21 protein-coding genes are annotated in these 22,781 nt (G+C 41.7%); 7 read left to right on the top strand and 14 right to left on the bottom strand.

Going from position 1 to position 22,781, the window contains the following annotated elements:
* Position 1 precedes the first annotated feature (1 nt).
* The 6 genes from hflX to ACJROX_RS12395 all read right to left on the bottom strand — a co-directional run bounded on the left by hflX (position 2) and on the right by ACJROX_RS12395 (position 7,475).
* Positions 2-1,255: a GTPase HflX gene (gene hflX, locus ACJROX_RS12420; RefSeq protein ID WP_408011064.1), complete on the bottom strand. Its 1,254-nt coding sequence runs from the start codon at positions 1,253-1,255 to the stop codon at positions 2-4.
* A gap of 100 nt (positions 1,256-1,355) precedes the next feature.
* Positions 1,356-2,294 (bottom strand): stage V sporulation protein K, encoded by a 939-nt coding sequence (gene spoVK, locus ACJROX_RS12415; protein ID WP_408011063.1) that lies wholly within the window; start codon positions 2,292-2,294, stop codon positions 1,356-1,358.
* A gap of 304 nt (positions 2,295-2,598) precedes the next feature.
* The gene (gene treR / locus ACJROX_RS12410) at positions 2,599-3,318 is read right to left on the bottom strand and encodes a trehalose operon repressor (RefSeq protein WP_408011062.1); all 720 of its coding nucleotides are present in this window, start codon (positions 3,316-3,318) and stop codon (positions 2,599-2,601) included.
* A gap of 20 nt (positions 3,319-3,338) precedes the next feature.
* Positions 3,339-5,027, bottom strand: a complete 1,689-nt coding sequence (gene treC, locus ACJROX_RS12405) for an alpha,alpha-phosphotrehalase (RefSeq protein WP_408011061.1) — start codon at positions 5,025-5,027, stop codon at positions 3,339-3,341.
* Positions 5,028-5,106: 79 nt separating this feature from the next.
* Entirely contained in the window at positions 5,107-6,519 is a 1,413-nt protein-coding gene (gene treP, locus ACJROX_RS12400) for a PTS system trehalose-specific EIIBC component (RefSeq protein ID WP_408011060.1), read from the bottom strand.
* A 386-nt stretch (positions 6,520-6,905) separates the two neighbouring features.
* Complete coding sequence (locus ACJROX_RS12395) at positions 6,906-7,475, bottom strand: YhcN/YlaJ family sporulation lipoprotein (protein ID WP_408011059.1); 570 nt, start codon at positions 7,473-7,475, stop codon at positions 6,906-6,908.
* 126 nt (positions 7,476-7,601) lie between these two features.
* Here ACJROX_RS12395 and ACJROX_RS12390 point away from each other — a divergent pair, with 126 nt between their 5' ends.
* Positions 7,602-8,579, top strand: a complete 978-nt coding sequence (locus ACJROX_RS12390; protein ID WP_408011639.1) for a tyrosine-type recombinase/integrase — start codon at positions 7,602-7,604, stop codon at positions 8,577-8,579.
* 82 nt (positions 8,580-8,661) lie between these two features.
* On the opposite strand, the gene hfq is transcribed toward ACJROX_RS12390, so the two are convergent.
* The 5 genes from hfq to ACJROX_RS12365 form a co-directional block, all read right to left on the bottom strand.
* On the bottom strand, positions 8,662-8,904 hold the full coding sequence (gene hfq, locus ACJROX_RS12385) for an RNA chaperone Hfq (protein ID WP_225065529.1): 243 nt from the start codon (positions 8,902-8,904) through the stop codon (positions 8,662-8,664).
* 32 nt (positions 8,905-8,936) lie between these two features.
* Complete coding sequence (miaA, locus tag ACJROX_RS12380; RefSeq protein ID WP_408011058.1) at positions 8,937-9,875, bottom strand: tRNA (adenosine(37)-N6)-dimethylallyltransferase MiaA; 939 nt, start codon at positions 9,873-9,875, stop codon at positions 8,937-8,939.
* An 18-nt stretch (positions 9,876-9,893) separates the two neighbouring features.
* On the bottom strand, positions 9,894-11,777 hold the full coding sequence (gene mutL / locus ACJROX_RS12375) for a DNA mismatch repair endonuclease MutL (RefSeq protein WP_408011057.1): 1,884 nt from the start codon (positions 11,775-11,777) through the stop codon (positions 9,894-9,896).
* On the bottom strand, positions 11,756-14,380 hold the full coding sequence (gene mutS, locus ACJROX_RS12370) for a DNA mismatch repair protein MutS (RefSeq protein WP_408011056.1): 2,625 nt from the start codon (positions 14,378-14,380) through the stop codon (positions 11,756-11,758). Before mutS ends, mutL begins: the two co-directional genes overlap by 22 nt.
* Positions 14,381-14,660: 280 nt before the next feature.
* The gene (locus ACJROX_RS12365; protein WP_408011055.1) at positions 14,661-15,227 is read right to left on the bottom strand and encodes an outer spore coat protein CotE; all 567 of its coding nucleotides are present in this window, start codon (positions 15,225-15,227) and stop codon (positions 14,661-14,663) included.
* 282 nt (positions 15,228-15,509) lie between these two features.
* On the opposite strand from ACJROX_RS12365, the gene thpD reads away from it, so the two are divergent.
* A complete protein-coding gene (gene thpD / locus ACJROX_RS12360) occupies positions 15,510-16,400 on the top strand; it encodes an ectoine hydroxylase (protein WP_408011054.1) in 891 nt (296 codons plus the stop codon).
* A 74-nt stretch (positions 16,401-16,474) separates the two neighbouring features.
* On the opposite strand, the gene ACJROX_RS12355 is transcribed toward thpD, so the two are convergent.
* From ACJROX_RS12355 to ACJROX_RS12345, 3 genes are all read right to left on the bottom strand, one after another.
* The gene (locus ACJROX_RS12355; RefSeq protein WP_408007392.1) at positions 16,475-17,356 is read right to left on the bottom strand and encodes an IS3 family transposase; all 882 of its coding nucleotides are present in this window, start codon (positions 17,354-17,356) and stop codon (positions 16,475-16,477) included.
* Between the two features lie 8 nt (positions 17,357-17,364).
* Positions 17,365-17,661: a transposase gene (locus ACJROX_RS12350; protein WP_408007393.1), complete on the bottom strand. Its 297-nt coding sequence runs from the start codon at positions 17,659-17,661 to the stop codon at positions 17,365-17,367.
* A gap of 73 nt (positions 17,662-17,734) precedes the next feature.
* Positions 17,735-17,944 (bottom strand): hypothetical protein, encoded by a 210-nt coding sequence (locus ACJROX_RS12345; protein ID WP_408011053.1) that lies wholly within the window; start codon positions 17,942-17,944, stop codon positions 17,735-17,737.
* A gap of 127 nt (positions 17,945-18,071) precedes the next feature.
* On the opposite strand from ACJROX_RS12345, the gene ACJROX_RS12340 reads away from it, so the two are divergent.
* Genes ACJROX_RS12340 through ACJROX_RS12320 form a run of 5 tightly spaced genes read left to right on the top strand, consistent with a single transcriptional unit; the run spans position 18,072 to position 22,781 of the window.
* Positions 18,072-19,577: a spore germination protein gene (locus ACJROX_RS12340; protein WP_408011052.1), complete on the top strand. Its 1,506-nt coding sequence runs from the start codon at positions 18,072-18,074 to the stop codon at positions 19,575-19,577.
* Positions 19,570-20,682 (top strand): GerAB/ArcD/ProY family transporter, encoded by a 1,113-nt coding sequence (locus tag ACJROX_RS12335; protein ID WP_408011051.1) that lies wholly within the window; start codon positions 19,570-19,572, stop codon positions 20,680-20,682. Before ACJROX_RS12340 ends, ACJROX_RS12335 begins: the two co-directional genes overlap by 8 nt.
* Positions 20,675-21,760 (top strand): Ger(x)C family spore germination protein, encoded by a 1,086-nt coding sequence (locus ACJROX_RS12330; protein ID WP_408011050.1) that lies wholly within the window; start codon positions 20,675-20,677, stop codon positions 21,758-21,760. The genes ACJROX_RS12335 and ACJROX_RS12330 overlap by 8 nt, the downstream gene beginning before the upstream one ends.
* A 37-nt stretch (positions 21,761-21,797) precedes the next feature.
* Positions 21,798-22,295 carry a CBO0543 family protein gene (locus ACJROX_RS12325; RefSeq protein ID WP_408011049.1) on the top strand — a complete coding sequence of 166 codons (498 nt, stop codon included), beginning with the start codon at positions 21,798-21,800 and terminating at the stop codon, positions 22,293-22,295.
* Between the two features lie 18 nt (positions 22,296-22,313).
* The gene (locus ACJROX_RS12320; protein ID WP_408011048.1) at positions 22,314-22,781 is read left to right on the top strand and encodes a CBO0543 family protein; all 468 of its coding nucleotides are present in this window, start codon (positions 22,314-22,316) and stop codon (positions 22,779-22,781) included.

Genomic DNA, 22,781 nt, shown 5'->3' with positions numbered 1-22,781 from the left:
CCTAGTTGTTCAATGTTTGAATCCTATCATGGATCGGCAAAGTCGGATGTACATAGCCTTTGCAAATGTACTTTCCGAATTTTTCATCCCATTGTCTTTTTTCAAGGATCGTCAATCTTTGCAAATCGCTTAAAAGCTTCCCTTCATCTGAAGGTACACGGACTGTATATGACTCCATCGATGCCTTGATATGGGTTTCAATCGTTTCCAGCATCCGTCTCCGATCCGCTTTACTGAAAGCAGATACGGAAAGGGCTTGATAGTTCGGCAGCGGGTCATGGTCGCGATCGATTTTATTGTAGACTGTCAAGAAGGGGATTTTTTCTGCACCTAAATCCTTTAATAAAGACATGACAGTTTCTTGATGCTTGTCCCGATTAGGATCTGATGCATCCACCATATGAATGATCAAATCGGCTTCTGTCACTTCTTCCAGGGTTGAACGGAAAGCAGCGACCAATCCTGTAGGAAGATCTTGTATGAATCCGACCGTATCGGTTAAAAGAGTCATCATACCGGCTGGAAGCTTCATCTTCCTTGTCATCGGATCAAGTGTCGCAAACAATAAATCTTCTTGATAGGCATCAGCATCCGTCAAAGCGTTGAACCAGGTTGATTTCCCGGCATTCGTGTAGCCTACCAAGGCGATTTGAAAGACCTGGTTCGCTTTCCGTCTTTCACGATATCGTTGACGATGCGAAGCGACATTTTTCAGCTGATTCTTAATATCGGTGATTCGGTTCCGGATATGACGACGATCTGTTTCCAGTTTCGTTTCCCCTGGTCCTCTCGTACCGATTCCCCCACCAAGCCGGGAAAGCTGCGCGCCTTGTCCAGAAAGACGAGGGAGAAGGTATTCCAATTGGGCAAGCTCTACCTGAAGCTTACCTTCTCGCGACTTTGCCCGTTGAGCGAAAATATCCAGGATCAGCTGCGTGCGATCAACGACTTTCACCTGCAGGGCCTCTGCCAGATTCCTGATTTGACTCGGTGTCAACTCATGATTCACAACGACTAAATCTACGTCTATTTCTTCAAGAAGAGCTTGAACTTCCTCGACTTTTCCTTTTCCGATCAACGTTGCCGGGTGGTACCGTTCACGTTTCTGTGTCACTTCCATTACCGGTTCACCTTGTGCTGTTTGTGTCAGCTCAGCCAATTCACTCATTGAAGATTCAAAAAGGGTGTCATTTCGGTCTGGCAATTGACACCCTATCAGTAAAGTTCGTTCTTTTATGTTTGATGGTGTTGCCAATCTATTCCCCTGCCTTTATTAATTGGCTCACTAAGTTCCTTTAATGTTTATTTTGAGCCGATTCCTTTTCGTCTTAAATCCTGCCTACATCTTAACAGATTCAGGGGGTTTCTGCTAGATTGAGGTCCCTTTCAGTAATCAATAAGAGGCAGTCTCGATCTTCTTTTCCCTCTTTCAAAAGTCGCATTGATTGTTTCCGCATCGATTTTTCAAGTAAATTTCGGATGTAACGGCCGTTTGAAAACGTACTGCCATCCCTTGAACGCACTTGTTGCAGGTGATTTTTCAGTTTTCGTTCAGCGTCAAAGGATAATTTGTATTCTCTGTCTTTTATCATCCGCCTCGCGATATCCATCAGTTGATCGACGGTATAATCCGGAAAGCTGACAACGACCGGAAAACGTGAAGGCAGACCTGGGTTCAAGGTAAGGAAGTTTTCCATCTCTTTCGAATAACCGGCAAGAATCAGGATGAAATCATTTTGCTGGTCTTCCATCGCTTTCACGAGTGTATCGATCGCTTCTTTCCCGAAATCCTTTTCGCCGCCACGTGCAAGCGAGTATGCTTCATCAACGAATAAGACACCGCCGAGCGCTTTTTTCACAAGGTCCCTTGTTTTTTGAGCGGTATGACCGATGTATTCCCCGACAAGGTCCGCTCGCTCAGCTTCGATAAGATGCCCTTTTGATAAGACATTCATTTCATGGAACAGCTTTCCGATCATCCGTGCGACGGTCGTTTTTCCTGTTCCGGGATTCCCTTTGAACATCATGTGGAGCACTTGCTTGTTGGTTTTCAAATTCGCTGACTCTCTGCATTTATTTATATATAACCAAGCATAGATTTCATTGATTAACTCTTTTAATTCCTCCATTCCTACTAATGTACCTAATTCTTTTTGGATTTTTTTCAGAGGCGCATGCTTCTCGCGCTCTTTCGAATCCAAAAGCCAATCGTCTCTCGTTGCAGATGAAGGAGAACCCGAGTTGAGAACGACGTTGATCTGGCTTTTAGAATTTCGATTTATCGCCTGTTGCAAGAACCTTCACCTCACTTTCAGATTCTTCGATATTATACGCCCAGATTCACAAAGTGTGACAAATGCCTATAGATCAGTTGAGGGAGTAACGACTCCGCTAGGTTTTTCATGCGGGTTCATGCGGGATCTTCAGCAGAAAAAAGAGGGTTGCATGATATAAATCAGCTTCTGTTAAATAAGTGTGGACTCACGTTATAAGTGTTTTTTTCTGCATCAATATGTAGGCTAATTCAATTGCTCTAGAAACAAAGATTATTTGGCCAAACAAAAACTACCACAGCTTGTATCTGTGGTAGCTTGTGAGTTACAAATGAGCGCGTCTTGCGAAATCGACGAATCTGAATTTATCAAGCCTGTGTCTCGACTCTGTATATTGAAAGATGCTCGTATCTTCCAAGTAGACATAGTTCTTGACGACAACAATATGCGTATGCCCTTCGAGATCAAGCAATTCTACATCTTCTTGCTCGACTTCCTCAACTGTAATTTCTTTTTTCGCAAAACTGATGGAAAGCCCCAGCTCCCCTTCGATATATTCGTAGATTGAATTCTGGGCAACCTCTTTTGTCAGTGTAGGAATCTTGTTCTGAAGCAGATAATCCTTATCCAGAATAATCCTCTCTCCATCAATTTCTCTGGAGCGAATGAGTTTCCATGCTTTTTCCCCTGATTTTGCATTCAATTGGTTCCTGATAAATTCATCCGCTTCACAAAGTGAAAGTTCATGGACGTAAGTCGCAACTTTCTTCCCTACCTTCTGAGAGACCTCTTTAAAACTGACAAGCCCCGAAACAGGGAAATTGAATTTATCAAAAGGTAACACGATCGATCCTTTACCTTTCACCTTTTGGATATAGCCGTTTTGAGCCAAAAGATGTAACGCTTTCCGGGCCGTTTCCCTGGAGGTGTTGTAGAGCTCCGTCAGTTCATTTTCCGATGGCAGTTTGGATTCTGGAGGGTATGTGTTATTCTGTATTTTTTCTTGAAGGTCCTGATAGATTGGTAAAAATTTATTATTTTGCATCTTTTATCACCACTACTAGTTTAGCATGACTTACCAAAGTAAAACACGACGGATTCATAGGGCCGCAATTTTAAATTCCCATGATTTCCCTTCAAGTCAGAATAATTAGAAAGCAATACCTTCGATTGGGACTCGCTTATTCCGATATGATCCGGTAATATGAATTCTGTGTCGTTATCATAAAAATTATTGATCACAAGTAGTTTTTCGTCATCCCGCTTCCGCATGTATGAAAATATTTGCGGATCATCTTCCATAATCAATTGATAGTCACCAGTTGTGATGATTTCATATTCCTTTCGTAGTTCAATCAGCCTTTTATAATGGTAAAAAACTGAATCCGAATCCTCCAATGCTTTTTCCGCATTGATATCCATGTAGTTGGAAGCTACATCGATCCACGGGTCCCCTTCAGTGAATCCAGCATTTTCTTCAGCACTCCATTGCATCGGTGTACGGGAATTATCCCTTGATTTCTGCTTCAGAATTCCAAGGATTTCCTGCTCTGATTTCCCTTTGTTTTTCATCCTTTTAAAAGCATTGATTGACTCCACATCTCGATAAGATGCAATGTCCTCAAATCCAGGGTTTGTCATCCCGAGCTCTTCACCCTGATAAATGTAGGGTGTCCCTTGCATCATATGGATAGTTGTGGCAAGCATTTTTGCCGATTCATTCCGATACGTTCCCTCATCACCAAAACGGGATACGATACGCGGCTGATCATGGTTACACCAGAACAATGCATTCCAACCCCCACCTTCGAACATATCGACCTGCCATTTCGACAGAATTTTTTTCAATTCGATGAAATCGAAATCAGCATTCGCCCATTTCTCCCCATTCGGATAATCAACCTTCAAATGGTGGAAATTGAACGTCATGTTCAATTCATTCCGTTCTGGCTGCGTATATTTTATACAGTGGTCCACTGTTGTTGAAGACATTTCCCCAACTGTCATGACATCATAGTCGGATAGAACGTTCCTGTTCATTTCATTCAGATATTCATGAACTTTTGGACCATCCGTATAATACTTCCTTCCGTCTCCAGGCGGCACACTTCCGTCATCATCTAAGAAGCGTTGATCTTTAGAAATAAGGTTGATGACATCGAGTCTAAAACCATCGATGCCCTTTTCAAACCAAAAATGCATCATCTCATAAACTTCTTGGCGAAGCTCTTCATTTTCCCAATTCAAATCAGCCTGCGTCACATCAAAAAGGTGCAAGTAATATTCAGCAGAATCAGGATCATATTCCCATGCAGAGCCTCCGAATTTCGATTGCCAATTGTTCGGAGGGTTGTTTCCTTTCCCATCTTTCCATATATAATAGCCTCGGTATTTGCTATCAGGGTCTGTTAGGGCCTGCTTGAACCATTCATGTTCCGTCGATGTATGGTTGACGACAAGGTCCATGATCACCTTGATGCCTCGTTCATGTGCTTCATTCAACAAGCATTCAAAATCTTCCATGGTGCCATATTCCTCATGGATTTTATGATATTCACGAATATCATAGCCATTATCCTTTTGCGGAGAGTCATAAACCGGGGTCAGCCAGATGACATCTATTCCAAGTGTTTTCAAATAATCCAATTTCGCTATTATCCCTTTGAGATCTCCGACTCCATTTCCGGTTGTATCATTGAAGCTCTTCGGATAAATTTGATATACAACTGATTTCTTCCACCACTCTGTATACATAGACGACTTCCTTCCATAGATGTAGATAGAATAAAGAATGAAAGGGAGGAAGCTGTTCAGAAGCCCCATCCCTGCATGATTATTGCTTTTTCAATTTACCGTATAGATATGTGAGGATAAATGGCAGTACCAAAACGACTCCCATTCCGACGAAGAACGCACCCCAGTATCCCTCTGCGATCGATAAGAATCCTGGAACACCTCCAACACCGATCGAGTTAGCCTTGACCCCGCTCAGCATCACAATCAGACCTGCAATCGCAGAGCTGATCATTGCTGCGATGAACGGGTACTTGAATCGGATGTTCACCCCGAACATCGCGGGTTCAGTGATACCGAGGTATGCTGAAACAGCAGAGGTCAAGGATAACCCTTTCAGTTTTTCATCCTTGGACACATACATCATGGCAAGTGCTGCTGAACCTTGGGCGATGTTCGATAACGCAAGCATCGGCCAGAGGAACGTTCCGCCAGTAGCAGAAATCAACTGTAAATCTACCGCCAGGAATGTATGATGCATTCCCGTGATGACAAGCAATGAATAAAGACCACCGTAGATGATTCCACCTAAAGCTGCAAAATTATCAAAAATGCTTACAAATCCATCGGTGATGAGGTTCCCGATTGCAAACGTAATCGGTCCGATGGCGATGAATGCTAAGAATCCAGTGACTAATAGCGTAATTGGTGCAACGATCAACAGTTTGAAAGCATCAGGGATTTTGGAATTCAAGAACCTCTCGATTCTTGCCAACACGTAAGCTGCCACAAGAACAGGCAATACTTGACCCTGGTAACCTACTTTTTCGACATCCATTCCGAATAGATTCCAAGTCGGAATTTTTCCGCCTTCTTCGACTACCTTTCCATAATCCCAGGCGTTCAACAGATCTGGATGGACAAGCATCAGTCCAAGCACGATCCCTAGTAATGGACTTCCTTCAAAACGTTTGACTGCTGACCAACCGATCAATGCAGGCAAGAATACGAAAGCGGTGTTCGCAATAAGGTTGATGATGTTTGCAAGATCTGCCCATTGCGGATGCACATCGATTACTGATTTACCATCATAAAAAATTCCGGGACCTGTAAGAATGTTGTTAAGTCCCATCAACAACCCTGCGGTTACGATTGCAGGAAGAATCGGGATGAAGATATCCGCAAGTACTTTTACCGCTTTTTGCAAAGGGTTCAGCCTTTCTGCCGCAGCACTTTTCACATCGTCTTTCGAAGCTTCCCCGATACCAGTGATTTCTACCATTTTTTTATACACTTCATCTACTGTTCCTTGACCAATGACAACCTGGAACTGTCCATTTGTCGAGAATGATCCTTTGACAAGGTCGATGCCATTCAGCTTATCGTGATCCACCTTCCCTTCATCATTCAAGACAAGCCTAAGACGCGTCACACAATGAGTTGCAGTGTGAATGTTTTCTTTCCCCCCCAGGGCAGCCACTATTTCTTCTACTACTTCACGACTAACGCTCATGATGTTCTCCTCCTCATACGAAAACGATTACATTTGACGGAATAGAGGAAGACTTTTGTCATCCTTTCTATTTCCATATATTTCAGGCTCTGTTATACCTCATTGTTGATATTTATGCGGGCGATCTGCAAGCCTCCTCGCTGTGGGGCCTCTAGCTCGCTTTTCCAGCATGAGTGTCGCAAATTCCGCTAAAAAATCAATTTTCTGAAAGAAATCAACATGAACCTATAACAACCCATTAAAACCGCTTTCAATTTACTTGTATATACATGTTAGGCTTCATTTTATACTTGTATATACATGTTTGTCAATGGAGAAATAATTGGAAAGCAACAAATCTCTGTTGAAAAACACAGAGATTAAAAAAATAACCCTCTTGATGAGAGTTATCTTGGAGTGTTCGGTAAATGTTTGATGTGTTCTCGATCAACATCCATTTTTGAAGGGTTAGATTCATCTATTTCCCTATTGTATCTCGCTTTAATCTGTCCGATCATCGTCCCTACTTCATTATATATTCCATGATTGAGTCTACGGTTTTCAAGTTCTCTTCCCCATTCATTCATTTTTTTCAGGTGATCAGGGTCTGTCGTCACCATGGCATTAGCCCCCTGGCTGAGATCATCTAACGAAGCATAAATTTTTTCTACTGTCGCATTTTCGTCTGCGCCTTCTTCTAACTTCGCTCCGACAATTGAATACATCCCGGTTACGATTGCGTCAGCACTTTTTACCCCCTCAACTTGTTCAGCCATTTTCACCAGATCTTCAGCCTGAGCACTCTCCCCGTCCCGTTCTTTTACAAGCGGACTATGTTCTAACCCGCTTTCATTTTGACTTACCCTCGTTTTACCAGGATTCGTGTAGTTTTCTTCCCAAGCCTGATCGAGCGCTTCATCCCCATTGTTACAGGCAGTGAGAACACTGGCGATTAACAGGACAGCTATGACTTTCATAAACACACATACCACCTCACGCTATTTTTGATTAGCGTTTGATTTTTCAATAGGTGTTATACATACAGACAGAAAAACCATGATATAATCAATCCAACAGGAAAGTAAGGTGGTGTGGAAGTGATCATGCAAAACCAGGAAACACCTCAAACAGCTATCGATTTTATCCTGGATCTTGAAAATAGGGGCAGGCGCCCTTCTACTGTCAGAAGGTATCAATATGACCTTGAGGATTACCTAGCATGGATACGTGTAAACGAACTGTCTTATCGTGATCGAGAAACATTCACAACACTATTCGTCCAAACGTATTTTGACTTTCTGATCACTGAACGGTCCTATTCATTCCGTACCTTGAAAAGGGTTTATAGTGTATTGAACCAATATCACCGTTTCCTCATTCACAGAAAAATCATATCTGATAATCCGCTTTCTTCCATTGAATTACATAATGATACGGAAGATTCCTTTACGGATGATATGTTCATAACCGATAAAGAATTAGAGAAGCTATTGGAAGTCATTCCATCTGAGCAAGGGTTGACTGAAAATCAGTTGAAGGCCCATGAGCTATTATCAAAACGGAATCTTGGAATCATCACCCTTATGGCAGATCATGGAGTAACATTGCATGAGGTCAGTGTGATTGAAGTACGGCATATATCCTTCATAAAGAAAGAGTTGATCATACCGACTACTGAACAAACAGCTAAACGGAAAATCGAACTCTCTCCCAAGGAGAATGAAATTCTATTCGAGTATTACCAGTCGATTCCGGAGGCTGTACGGCCTGCACAATACAGTGCAGATCCCTTTTTCGTCGCCTTCGATTTCCAACGGTTGACCTATAGATGGAGTTATGAAGAAGATCGGCCGAAAAGGCTTACTGAGATCGCGATCCAGAAAATGATCCGGCATGAAATCAAAAGAGCGGGACTCCGAAAAGGAATCTCCGCACAACATTTCAGGAGGACTGCAATCTTCAAAGCGATTCAAGACAAAAAAGATACCGAACAGATCCAATATCAGTTCGGTATGAAAACACCTCTCACATTGAATCGTTATCTGGATTATACAGAAAAACGATCTGTTTCATCCATATGAACATACGAAAGCCCCGAGCAGGAAGTTCCTTTGCCGGGGCTTTTATATTTGGTTAATGGGATTCATTACACCCGCATTTGATTTAACCGTTCTGGCTATTGTTTTCAGAAGAAAAATCAACCGGACGCTGAGGTGTGAAAGTTGAAATGGCATGTTTGTAGATGAGTTGCTGCTTGCCATCAGATTCCAATACGACGGTAAAATTATCAAATCCTTTAACCAACCCTTTAAGCTGGAAACCATTCAATAAGTATACTGTTACGAAAATGTTTTCTTTTCTTAAGGTGTTTAGGAATTGGTCTTGAATATTAATGGATTGCTTCATGTGTATAGGCCTCCTCAATAAACGTTCATACACTAATTCGATTCAGAATTGAGCTTTCCTGCCACAAAACGCAAAATTGATGGAATTTTTTCATTTATTGAACCATTTGTCACATCAAACCATTCCACCTCCATCTGATGGCGAAACCAGGTCAATTGTCTTTTGGCATATCTTCTGGAGTTCCGTTTCAAGGTTGCAACGGCTTCTTCCAAGCTACATTCTCCTTCAAAATAAGCATAAAGCTCTTTATAACCGATTCCTTGTACGGCTTGTGTGTTCCGGACTCCACTATCATAAAGGGATTGGACTTCCTCTAACAATCCTTCTTCCATCATGAGATCGACCCTCAGGTTGATCCGTTCATACAATTGCTCACGATCCATGGTCAATCCGACAGTGATCAGATTGTATGGGGATTCTTCCTCACTATGGTTCTTCGGGTTTTCAAGACTTCCAGCGGCATGATGAATTTCCAAAGCCCTTATGACACGACGGAAGTTGTTCGGATGAATTTGAGAAGCGCGTTCAGCATCAATTTTCATCAGACGTTCATGAAGTGCTTCAGGACCTTGCTCTTCCACATAGGCTTCCAGCTCTTTCCGATATTCGGGGTCTGCGGCAACATCCGTGAACTCGTAGCCATGAGTGACGGACCGGATATAAAGACCTGTACCGCCCACCATGATCGGAAGACTCCCTTGCTCATGTAATTGGTTGATTTTCTGTTGAACATCTTGCTGAAAATCTACTGCAGAATAATCTTCGAAGGGAGTCCTTATATCAAAGAGGTGATGTGGTATCCCTTCTTTTTCATGTTCTTTGATTTTAGCCGTACCAATATCAAGTCCTTTGTAAACTTGCATCGAATCACTGTTGATGATTTCTCCGTCAAACGCTTTGGCAATCTCGATGCTTGTTTTCGTTTTACCGACCGCTGTCGGGCCGACGATGACAACTAGTGCTGGTTTCATCGCTTACCTCCAAGTATGTTACATGACCCTTTTGAACATTTTCTCGATTTCATAGGTTGTGAATTTGATGATGATCGGCCTGCCATGCGGACAGGTAAAAGGATCACCAGCTTTTCTCAATGATTCGATCAGTGCGGTCATTTCATCATTTCGTAAATGGTGGTTCGCTTTGATCGATCCTTTACAAGACATCATGATGGCGGCATCCTCACGAAGTTTTTTCAGGTTGGTCTTTTTATCGGATAGGACCTGGTCGATGATTTCCTGGATCGTTTCCTGTTCTTCACCACTCGGGAACCATTGAGGATGGGACCTGACGATGAATGTATTGCCTCCGAACGGTTCTAAAAAGATCCCGATTGAGGCAAGTTCATCCTGGTGAGCCTCAATCACCTGGGCTTCTGTATGGGTGAATTCGAAAGTCAAAGGAACTAACAATTCCTGGACTTCATATTCAAACTCACCGACCTTTTCACGGTAAAACTCATACTTGATCCTTTCTTGAGCTGCATGTTGATCTATGATGTACATTCCTTGTTCGTTTTGCGCAACGATGTAGGTGCCATGCACTTGCCCAACGGGATACATAGGCGGAACGCGTGAAAAATGCCCTTCTTCCTGCAGATCCAAGTCAGGTGTCAGTTCTTGTTCCAGGCGTTCTGGTTGTTTTTGCTGCCGGTATTCATATCTTTCACTTGTGAAAATCGATTCCTCTGAAGAATTGACTGTATTCTCGACCCTGGGCTCTTCGACTTGTTGAACCGGATCTCTTCCTGCGTTTCTATTTTTCTCTTCAAACTTTAAAGTCGTTTTTTTCTCTGCTTCTGGTGTGTAAGGATCAAACTGAAAGCTAGGTTGTTCCGATTTCGGTTTCGGGATTGATTGCTGTTTCGGATTCGTCACAGAAGGAATCAGTTCAGTTCGCCTCAACGCTTCAGCAACCCCATCTTCAATCGCTTTCGTCAGTTCTTGCTCTTTACTGAACCGTGCTTCCAATTTACCTGGATGTACATTGACATCCACTAAAATCGGATCAAGCTCGATCGAAAGGATCACGATCGGATGGCGTCCAATCGGGAGCAACGTATGGTAAGCCCGTTCGATTGCTTTATAGATCGCGAAATTCTTGATGTACCTGCCATTGATGAACAAAGATACGTATTGCCTGGTTGCTCTTGTAATTTCAGGCTTGGCCGCGAATCCGCTGATCGAGTAATCCAACGTATCTTTTTCCACTTTCAGCATCTTTTTCGCGACTGATATTCCATAAATGCCCGCGATGACTTGCAGGAGATCACCGTTTCCTACAGTACGCAATACGGTCTTCCCGTTATGCTTCAGGTGGAAAGCGACGTTTGGGTGTGCCATCGCCTGACGGTTGATCACATCTGTGATATTCCCTAGTTCAGTATGGACCGTTTTCAGATGCTTTAACCGTGCAGGTGTGTTATGAAACAGTTGGGTCACTTCAATCGATGTCCCTTTTCGGCTGTCTGACTTCTTCTGATCGACGACCTTTCCGAAGTGGATCGAAAGCTCGTCACCTGCTCCTGTTCCCGTGCACGTTTTTACCTCGACCTTTGAAACAGAGGCGATACTCGGCAGCGCTTCCCCTCGGAAGCCAAGTGTCCGAATGTGGAACAAATCGTTTTCATGCTTGATTTTACTAGTAGCATGACGTTGAAAAGCCGTTAGCAGGTCATCACTTTCGATCCCATCCCCATTATCGACGATTTCGATCCTGGAAAGCCCGCCTTCTGCAACTTCGATATCGATCCGTGTACTGTTTGCATCAATCGAGTTCTCGACCAATTCTTTTACAATAGAGGCCGGGCGTTCAACAACTTCACCAGCTGCAATCTTATTGGATAAAAGATCATCTAATTGTTGGATTTTGCCCATTTAGATCCCTCCTGCTTCTCCTGTTTAATCGACATTTGAAGTTCATAGAGAGCATTCATCGCTTCAAGAGGTGTCATCGTTAGCAATTCCATACCCTTCAATTTTTCCAAAGCAGGGTGTAGCTCATTTGACTTCCGAACTTTTCTTTTCGATTCATCACATGGCTCAAAAAAGGACAACTGCCCTTCATCTTCTTTTACTGGAACATCAGGATTACTTTTTACATATCTAGAAGATTCGAAGTCTGTCAGCAATTCATTCGCCCGATGAATCAACTCAGCCGGAAGCTGTGCAAGTTCAGCGACATGGATTCCATAACTACGATCAGCCTTTCCATCTTCAACACGATGTAAGAATACAACTTTACCATTCTCCTCAATCGCCTTCACATGGATGTTATGCAATCGTTCAAGCTGATCTTCAAGCACGGTCAGTTCATGATAATGTGTGGAAAATAACGTCTTGGCACCAATATTTTCATGAATATATTCAATAATAGATTGTGCAAGCGACATCCCGTCATACGTTGAAGTGCCACGTCCGATTTCGTCTAACAACAATAGACTCCTGTCCGTTGCATGTGTCAATGCGTATTGCGTCTCCATCATCTCGACCATGAACGTACTCTGTCCCCCGGCCAGATCATCGGCTGCACCGATTCGAGTGAAAATCTGATCGAAAATCGGCAATGTTGCACTTTCAGCAGGAACAAAGCACCCTACCTGTAAAAGGACTGAGGAGAGTGCAACTTGTCGCATGTACGTACTTTTACCAGCCATATTCGGTCCAGTGATCAACAGAACCTCCCGCTCATCATCCATGCGAACATTGTTCGAGACGTAATCCTGGCGGTCCATCATTTGTTCGACAACCGGGTGACGGCCTGCTTCAATATGGATTGTTCCGCCTTCAGAAATCCGAGGCTTGCAATACTGCCCGTCCTCACTTACTACCGCAAATGATTGGAGTACATCGATCTCGCTGATTTGTTTGGCAAGGACCTGAAGTTGAGGGATGAACGCTTTTACTTCTTCCCGTATTTTGATGAATAGGTCATACTCCAACTCGATCGACTTTTCTTCAGCTTCAAGGATAATGTCTTCTTTTTCCTTCAATTCAGGGGTAATGAACCGTTCAGCATTCGCCAGCGTCTGCTTTCGTTCATATCGTACTTCATCAATCAAATGGAGGTTGCTCTTCGTCACTTCGATATAATACCCGAACACACGGTTATAACGGATTTTTAATGATTTAATCCCGGTTTTTTCACGTTCAGACTGTTCAAGGGAAGCGATCCATGCTTTCCCATTGACACTCGCATCTCGATATTCATCCAATCCATCATGATAGCCGTTCTTTATGATATTCCCTTCTTTGATGGAAATGGGTGCCTCTTCATGAATCGCACACTCAAGCAACTCTGCAAGTTCAGTACAGGGATCCATGTGTTCTGACCGCTCGGCTAAACCTGGATGATCCATACCAATCAACGTATCTTTCAGAGAAGGGATCTTTTGGAGAGAACGTTTCAACTGGAGGAGATCCCTTGCGTTCACATTTCCATAAGCCACTTTACCAGCCAACCGTTCAAGGTCATATACTTCCGTCAGTTGTTCGCGGATCTGTTCGCGATTGAAAAATTGCTTCATAAATGTTTCGACGATTGAAAGTCGTTCTTCAATCGCCTTCTGATCAAGCAATGGATGTTCGAGCCACTGTTTCAACATCCGGCCGCCCATGGCTGTAACGGTCTTGTCCAACAGCCAGAGCAAAGAACCCTTCTTCTGTTTCTGACGAAGCGTTTCCACTAGTTCAAGATTGCGTTTCGAATTTGGATCGATTTTCATATAAGCTGTCGTTTGGACATACTGGAAATTCTGCAGATGATCGAGTGACCGTTTTTGGGTACGGACAAGGTAAGAGATCAACTGGTTGGCAGTATATTGCAGCTTTTCATTTTCAAGTTCATTTGTAATACTATGTAAATGTTCAGGCAGCTCGCTACCGTCTTCGAATGAAACCGTAAATTGATAGACATCTTTCAAGAGTTTCAACTGGTCTTCTGCTAAAGTGGATGGAACAATGATTTCCTTCGCGGAAATCGCCTGGAGTTCGAGACACACCGCTTTCCAATCTTCCTGTAGAAATTTTACCGCGTTCTGACCCGTCGAAAGATCGCTCGTCGCAACTCCAAACCCATCTTCAAACGGGGTTACGGAAGCGATGAAATTATTCGCCTTTTCATCCAATAGAGCCCCTTCCATCACCGTACCAGGCGTGATAACTTGGACAACATCCCTTTTCACAACCCCCTTTGCCACTTTTGGATCTTCGACTTGCTCACATATTGCTACTTTAAATCCTTTCTCAATCAGCTGAGCAATATAATTCTGTGATGAATGGTGAGGGACGCCACACATCGGAATCCGGTTCACCTTTCCACCATCTCGGCTTGTCAATGTTATTTCAAGTTCTTGGGATGCTTTAAGGGCATCATCAAAGAACAATTCATAAAAGTCTCCTAAACGAAAAAATAAAAAGGCATCTTCATATTTTGCCTTAATCGATAGATATTGCTGGATCATTGGAGTGTATTCAGCCATATTAGCCCTCCGTCTTACATATTTTCTACACCCCATTATAGCATAATTCGGTTTTCTGATTAGAACGATGAACATAATTCAATTATAAATTTGCCAACACTAAAAGATCGATCAGATGAATTGTTATATACCACATTGCCAAAAAGAGAACCATAAGATTGTTTTATGGCCTGCATATGGCCTGGTCGGATTTTTCTTGATGGTTTCAATTTTGGTTACACAGCTCTTCTGATCAGATTACACAAAAAACAAGGAAGAAGTTTTCTTCTTCCTTGTTCACCTACTCTTCTAAATCACCTAGAAGGAAATTCGGATCTAGATCTTCAAATTCTTCTCCATCTACTTCATCTTCCCAAGAATCGTCTTCAAAATCTTCTTCAACGCCATCCTGGTTTACATGGACCCAAACTTTCGTTTCTCCGATCACTTCAGCAATGAATTCCCTCTCTACTTGAACAAGTATTTTGTTGCCGTTCGGAGAAATTGTCGCTTCTAATGTATTAGGCTCCTGAATAGCTCTGGCATTCACTTGAGTATGTGCTCCCAATGAGTTTTCATCTCTTTTTGAAAGGTTACAGCAATCTTTATACTTGATCGTCTCAGTTACGACCTCTGTTTTTGTATTGTTATTGTAGGAGTACCATACATTGATATCATAGCTGCCTTCAACATCAACTGCATTACCGTTCTCTACCGCCTTATAATTGTGGTTAATGATCCAGCAACCGAGAATACTGGATGGTTTATGAGCAGGTGTAACCGTGTGGGTGGCCTGTGAGAACTTTCTCCCCTTGCCGCAAACCGCTTTAGTTATAATTTCTCTGTAACTGAAATCGTTATTGGCCATGTAACTCAATCCCTCCTCTTCCAATCTTCAATTCATCCTATGCAGGGCGAATGACTAGTGTGCTAAAAATTTTATAAACTCGTTCATAATGTCCCGTTAGTTCAGTCTATGAGATTCTTACGAAATTATTGTTCATTTTTTTCTATTTTTTGAAATTGCCTTTCTATACGGTACGTGAAATTCAATTAAATCTTTTTCATTTTTTCAAAAATTTAGATGTTTAGCGAAATAGCAAGAGGGTACAACAATAAATGACCATTTCTAATCGAAGGAGTGTAATATATGAAAGATTTATATCCGTCAAGAAACAATGATCAATTCGAGGTTCTCCAGAGAAAAGATCCGGTCATCCATGGAGATGATACGACAAGAAAGGACTGTCCATTATCGGACGAACAACTTTCTTATTATGAAGAAAATGGTTTCATCATGTTGGAAGGCTTCTTTTCCGAAGAAGAGGTGAAGAAATTACAGAATGAAATTTTCGGTTTACGTGATGAGAACAGTGACACAGATTCCCCGAAGATCATCAGGGAACCGGAAAGTGATGAAATCAGATCCATATTCGATTTTCATAAAAGCAACTCCTATCTGGAAAAATTGACTAGAGACCCTCAGTTGATCAAAATCGTCAACCATTTGCTGGGTGATGATGTGTATATCCACCAATCACGCATCAATTATAAACCAGGCTTCACCGGAAAAGAGTTCTACTGGCATTCTGATTTTGAAACATGGCATGTGGAGGATGGAATGCCACGAATGCGTGCTCTCAGTGTATCCATAGCGTTATCCGACAATTACTCATTCAATGGACCGCTCATGCTGGTGCCAGGATCACACCAATACTATATCTCTTGTGCAGGGGAAACACCTGAAGATCATTTCAAACAATCCCTCAGGCGTCAGGAATTAGGTGTTCCAGACCAAGATCATATGAAATGGCTTGTCGATGGTGGCGGAATCGAGGTTCCGACCGGAAAAGCAGGATCATTGATCATATTCGAATCAAATACGATGCACGGTTCGAACAGTAACATCACCCCATATGACAGAAACAATCTTTTCCTCGTCTATAACAGTGTCAACAATCGGCTCGTCGATCCTTTTTCAGGCGGAAAGCCAAGACCGGATTTCATAGCAAACAGAGAAGAAGAAGAAATCAAAGTATAATAGTAATGAGAAAAAGCAGGGCGGTGCTAATCTGAAGTGACCCCTGTCAAGTAGACAGAAATTAAAAAGCATTTTTAAGCAGCCTGAGCTCTATAATTATAGGGACTCAGGTTGTTTAATTTCTTTTGAAATCTCTGGTGATTATAAAATCGTATGTATTGGTGGACGGCAAACTTAACCTCTTCAGAGGTTCGGAAAGAGTATAAGTGAAAACATTCTGTTTTAAAATGGCTAAAAAAGTTCTCCATACAAGCATTATCCCAACAGTTTCCTTTTCGAGACATACTCGCTTTCATTTTGTATTTTTTAAGCAGTTGGTTATATTGTTTTGAGGTGTACTGGAATCCCTGATCGCTATGAAGGATAATTCCTTTTACACTCCGTTTTCTTCTTGCCTTTTTTACTGTATCCATTACTAGTTGAAGGTCGTTTCTTTGACTGATTTTATATGCGATGATTTCGTTATTGTATAAGTCTTTAATAGCCGATAAATACAATCTTTGTCCATTAAAAATTAAGTATGTAATGTCTGTTACCCATTTTTCATTTGGCTTAGAGGCTTTAAAATCTCGGTTCAAATGGTTTTCTGAGATGGCATAAGCTTCCTTCTTTCCGTAGTAGGGCCGTTTTCTTCTTATGATGGCTTTTATTCCCAATTCACCCATCAAGCGTTGAACCCGTTTATGATTCATATGTAAATTGTGTACCGACTTAAGCCAGACATGTATCCTTCTATAACCATAAATCCCCTTGAGCTTTGTGTGACACTTTATGATTAACTTCTTGATTTTATCATCCTCTAACTGTTTAGAAGAGGGGGCTTCCTGACGCTTTAACCACTTGTAATATCCGCCCCTTGATACCCCTGCAAGTTCACATAGAAGTTGGACAGGGTATTGTTTCTTGGACATATCTTGAATCACTTTATACTTAGTACCTGTTGATACGGCTTCCATACCCCCTTTTACTTCCCTAAGAACTTTTTTAACATTTCATTCTCGGCTTCTAATCGTTTGATTTTCTCTTCTGGATCCTCAGGACGGGTTCTTGGTCTGCCTTTCCCAGGTCCTTTTGCTTTCCCGCGCTTTTCCTCGAGACCCTTTATTCCTTCTGCCTCAAAGTGTTGAACCCAACGACGTACAACTGAACTAGAAATACCTACTTCCTTCGCAACCGTATCGTAGCCCATACCATCTTTAATATATAGATCCACTACTTTTTTCTTAAATGCAACATCATATGATTGTCTCATTTTCCCCATAGAAAAATCCCCTCCATAATAGACAGATTAATGTGCTTTCTTTTTTCTGTCTACTATGTGGGGATCATATCAATCAAGCACCGCTCTCTTCATCATTCAATATTTTATCCGTATCTTGACGATATTCCTTGACTTCCTGTTTATATAGAAGGAGGAAAGGGAGAACCATCAGGTATAAGAGATAAAGGACCAAAAAGATTTTTGCAATCCCATTCATAAGAAAATAAGCTGATACAAAAAAGCCGAGTACAAACAGCAATGGAACGATATACCCCAATATCATAAAACCTCCTCCTTTCCTTCCATATCTTTTCCTAAAGAAGTATAAATAATAATCCTGGAGTAAAAAATGATAAGAACTGCGATCATCATCAGTAACGGCATATTCAACTTCAGTGGGGGGAAATGAGATGTTTAAATGGAGGAAGGATAAAAAAAGAATTCCCAAAGATCCACACGTTCAACAAAATGCTTCCATTCATTCATTGATCCAGACTCTCAAACAATCGAAAGACTTCACCTCCGATCATCTTACGAGTCCGACTGATTGTGTGGTTTCTTATATAAAGACCATAATCGAACCGAAATTTCTACATAAATCCATTTTGCCAGTCCTCAAGTCACATCATTTAAAAGATTTAGAAGATATTAAACATCATGTTCCAGTTGACAACACCAAGATCACCGATGATTTAGACGAAATCCGGATAAGGATAATGCAAGGAGATATCATGATTCGGATGAATGAAGCCGATAGCCGGGCGCTTTTAGTTCCAGCGATTACTGTCGAGACAAGAAAAGTCAGTATTCCTGAAGTGGAATTCAGTGTTGTAGGCCCGAAGGAAGCATTTGTCGAATCGCTTGATACGAACATAAACCTTTTGAGAAAACGCCTGACATTGCCGCAATTGACCATTCGTGAAGTGATGATCGGTAAACTCACGAAAACCAGGGTTGCTGTCATTTCCATTGAGGGAATTGCAAATAAGGAAAACTTGAATACCGTACTTCAACGTTTGAACAATATCGAATATGACCAACTTATCGACAGTTCATTCCTTACACAAATGATGGCGGACAATTCAAACTCCCCTTTCCCTCAATTTTTAGATACGGAAAGACCGGATCGTGTAGCTGAGGTATTGGTTGAAGGAAAGATAGCCATAATCGTGGATGGGTCCCCGCATGCTTTGACATGCCCTACGACCATCGTTGAATTTTTTTCCGCATCAGATGATTATTTCTTGCCCTGGCATCTAGCATCTGCCTTTCGTCTGATCCGTCTATTTGCAGTCATATTCTCGGTATTGAGTACATCCCTATATGTAGCGGTCCTGACACATCATCAGGAAATGGTACCTGAAGATATGCTGGCGACAATCGTTTCATCTCGAGCAGATATCCCTCTGCCACCTATTCTCGAAGTTGTTGTACTGGAATTGACCATTGAGTTGCTTCGTGAAGCAGGGGCCAGGCTGCCGGCAAAAGTCGGCCAGACGATCGGTATCGTTGGCGGTATCGTCATAGGTACTGCAGCAGTCGAAGCTGGCTTGACAAGTAATGTGTTGTTGATCATCACTGCGCTTGCAGCATTAGCGTCATTCACAACACCCGTTTATCAAATCGGTAATACAATCCGGCTGATCAGATTCCCGTTTTTACTGACCGCCCAATTCTGGGGTTTGGTAGGAATATCGATGACTATGGCTTTTTTCATCGGTCACCTGATCCGACTTCAATCAATCGGAAGACCATTTTTTGCACCACTGTACCCGCTCCGTTTCCGGGATTTGAAAGATGCTTTCATCCGTTTGCCTTTCAATTTACAGTCGAAAAGGCCAATGCAGACACGCGCTGATGATTCAACACGTTTCAACCCAAATCGTGTCCACGAGAAGAGAGATATCGATGATTAGACCAAAACAATCAGGAACTCGATCCATACCGGAAAATGTTATGGTTTCGCCAACACTTGTCTTCTTTTTGATCCACTCGATGCAAGTAGGTGTCGGTATTTTAGGGTTTGAACGCTATTTAGCAAAAGATGCGGGATTTGATGCGTGGATCTCGATTCTGATCGGAGGCGTGATTATGCATATTTTACTATGGATGATCTATCAAATCCTTGAAGATAGCGACGGAGATCTTGTATCTGTCCATAACAATATCTTCGGTAAATATCTCGGTGGGTTTTTCAGTATTATCTTCAGCTTCTATTATCTACTGCTCACACTGACTGTTGTCCGAACGTTCGTTGAGGTTATCCAGGTGTGGATTTTTCCCCGTTTGAATGTTTGGGTGTTTACGTTCTTTTTTCTTTTATTGGCGTATTATTTTGCTGCGGGCGGCTTCCGTATTGTTACCGGTATGTGTCTATTCAGTGTCATCCTTGGTTTACCGATTCTTATATTGAAATTTTATCCCATTCAATACGCACATTTGGAAAACCTGTTTCCGGTCATCGACCACACCATCCTTGAAATTTTATCTGCGACCAAAACAACAACCTTGAGTTTTTTAGGAATTGAATTGCTATTGATCTATTATCCATTCATCAAGAAACCCAAATCCTCAAAAAAATGGGCGCATCATGGGGTTTTTTTCACAACCCTTATCTACCTGGCAACTGCGCTGGTATCATTCGTCTATTATAGTCAAAAAGGAATCGAGGATGTCATCTGGCCGACTATAACGTTATGGAAAATCGTCGAGTTCCCATTTGTGGAACGATTTGAATATGTAGGTATTGCGATGTGGGTTTATGTGATTTTACCCAATATATGTTTGGCTTTATGGGCTGCAAGCAGAGTGCCACGGCGAGTATTTAATTTCAGACAGCGATGGATTCTCATTCTCTATTTCCTCATCCTGTTCATCGCTTCCGGACTATTAAAGGACAGGCAGATGATCGATATGTTGAATCAATGGGCTGGTAAAATCGGTTTCTATATTCTTATGTATATTCCCACCCTGTTCATTATTCAAAAAGCCATGAAAAAAGTGAGGAAACGTCATGCTTAGGAAAATATGCCGATTCGTCCCCATATTTATTTCGATTTGTTTACTTTCAGGCTGTGAAATTTACAGCATAGAAGATGTAGGGATCATACAAGTTGCCGGTTATGACTATATCGATGAGGAAAAGACCAGGGGAACCATTTCAGTGCCAGAATACAGTCGATTTGAAGCGGGTTCTACTACAGGCGAAAAGTATTATACTGCTACAGGTGAAATGTTAAAAGAGATACACGCCAAGTTACAGGGAATGTCGTCTAAACCTTTAATCCATGGAAAGGTCACTGTCAACCTTTATAATGAGGAACTTGCCGAAAATGACATTTCCTTTCTACTTGACAATTTGATCAGAGATGCAACCCTCGGAAGAGAGATCTACTTAGCTGTAGTGGATGGTTCCTCGAAAGAAATGATTGAAGGGAACTACTCCGAAAGTGAACGGACTGCCAGGTATATCGACGGTTTAATAAGAAATAACATCAAAGAAAATTTCCCGACAACAAACCTACATCAGTTTCTCTATGCTTATAGTGCTGAAGGGATGGACGGATTCCTCCCTCTGCTGGAAAAAAAGGGGGATCATGTAGATATCAAAGGGATCGCTTTCTTTAAAAATGGGAGATATGTCCATTCTGTCCCTTTTTCAGATAGTTTCTTGTTCAAACTCATGAACGAAAACATCAAATACGGAAATCGGAAAGTAGAGTATGAAGGACACGATTATATCATCGAAAACATCGGCTCTAAAGTAAAATACCACGCCATCGATGGTCTGGAAAACCCCAAGTTCCGAGTCGAAATCAGCCTCAATGGAAAATTGAATGAAACAACAAGATTCAAATTGCCTCCGGATCCGCAATTGCTAACAAAGCTTGAAAATAAACTCAAAAAGGATCTAGAAGAAGATTGTCTGAATATGGTTGAAGAGTTTCAAGAAAATAATATCGACCCGCTCGGTTTTGGCAATGTACTGAAAAGTCGAGTGCGTGGGTTTGATTACAATCAATGGAAACAAATCTATCCATCAGCGGAAATCGAGGTGGACGTTAATGTTGAAATTCTTGAAAGTGGTATTTCCTCTTGACGATTTGCTTTGATTGTAAAAAAGGAAGGTGTCTTACATGCATTTATCGCTAGGTATACTATCTATATTTGCAGTTTGGAAATGGGGAGACTGGAAGAATTGGAGAAAATATCATGCAACCATCCTCTATTTGATCAGCATGAATTTACTTTATTTCTTTCTTTGCAAGGACCAATTGATGTGGCGTCTCGTTCCTGATTCAGGCATAACCTACACCGTTTCCGAGCTAATCTATTTATTCATCGTTTTTCCAGCAACCGTCATTCTATTTTTGACTGGGTATCCGAAGACCCTAGGCAGGAAGTTTTTCCATAATGCCAAATGGGTCGGCATTTACATCGGCTTCGAAGCTTTAGGGAATGTATTCAAAAAAATAGAATACTTCCATGGTTGGAATTTTTTTTACTCGTTCGTATTCCTTTGCATCATGTTTCCGATGTTGCGCTTACATTACTTAAAGCCTCTAACGGCATATTTCGTTTCAATTTTTATCATCCTTTTTTTATTATTATATTTCGATATTTCCTTATCCTGATGGTCAGAAGGTGATCTTTTGGACTTCCTATTACATAAATTATTCTGTTTACTATTATTGATTGTTCCTTGGCTGATATGGTGGAAATTTTGCGATCGATCCCGGCTATTCGAGGTTTTGACATTTGGATTGTTATTATCGAGCATAGTAGTTTTTATCGATACGATGGGGGTATATCAAGGATGGTGGAAGTATCATGAAAAATTATTCAATCAAGTGCCTCATTTTGTACCAATGGATTATGCTGCTCTTCCTGTTGGCTATATGATCACTTATCAATTTGTCCGTACATGGAAGCATTATATCCTGGCCGGTGTCATACTCTCAGGAACAGGGGCTTTCATCATTGAACCGATATTCATCCATATAGGATTATATGAGCCACTGAGGTGGAATCATATGAATTCTTTTATCATCTATTTCCTTATTGCAGTCGTCTTGAAGCTTCTGTTTGAACGTTTGAAGCGATACGTTACTGATTCCTGA

It is taken from the genome of Pseudalkalibacillus sp. A8 (assembly GCF_045920555.1).
Lineage (GTDB): Bacteria > Bacillota > Bacilli > Bacillales > Fictibacillaceae > Pseudalkalibacillus.
This window is presented reverse-complemented; position numbering and strand designations above follow the sequence as displayed.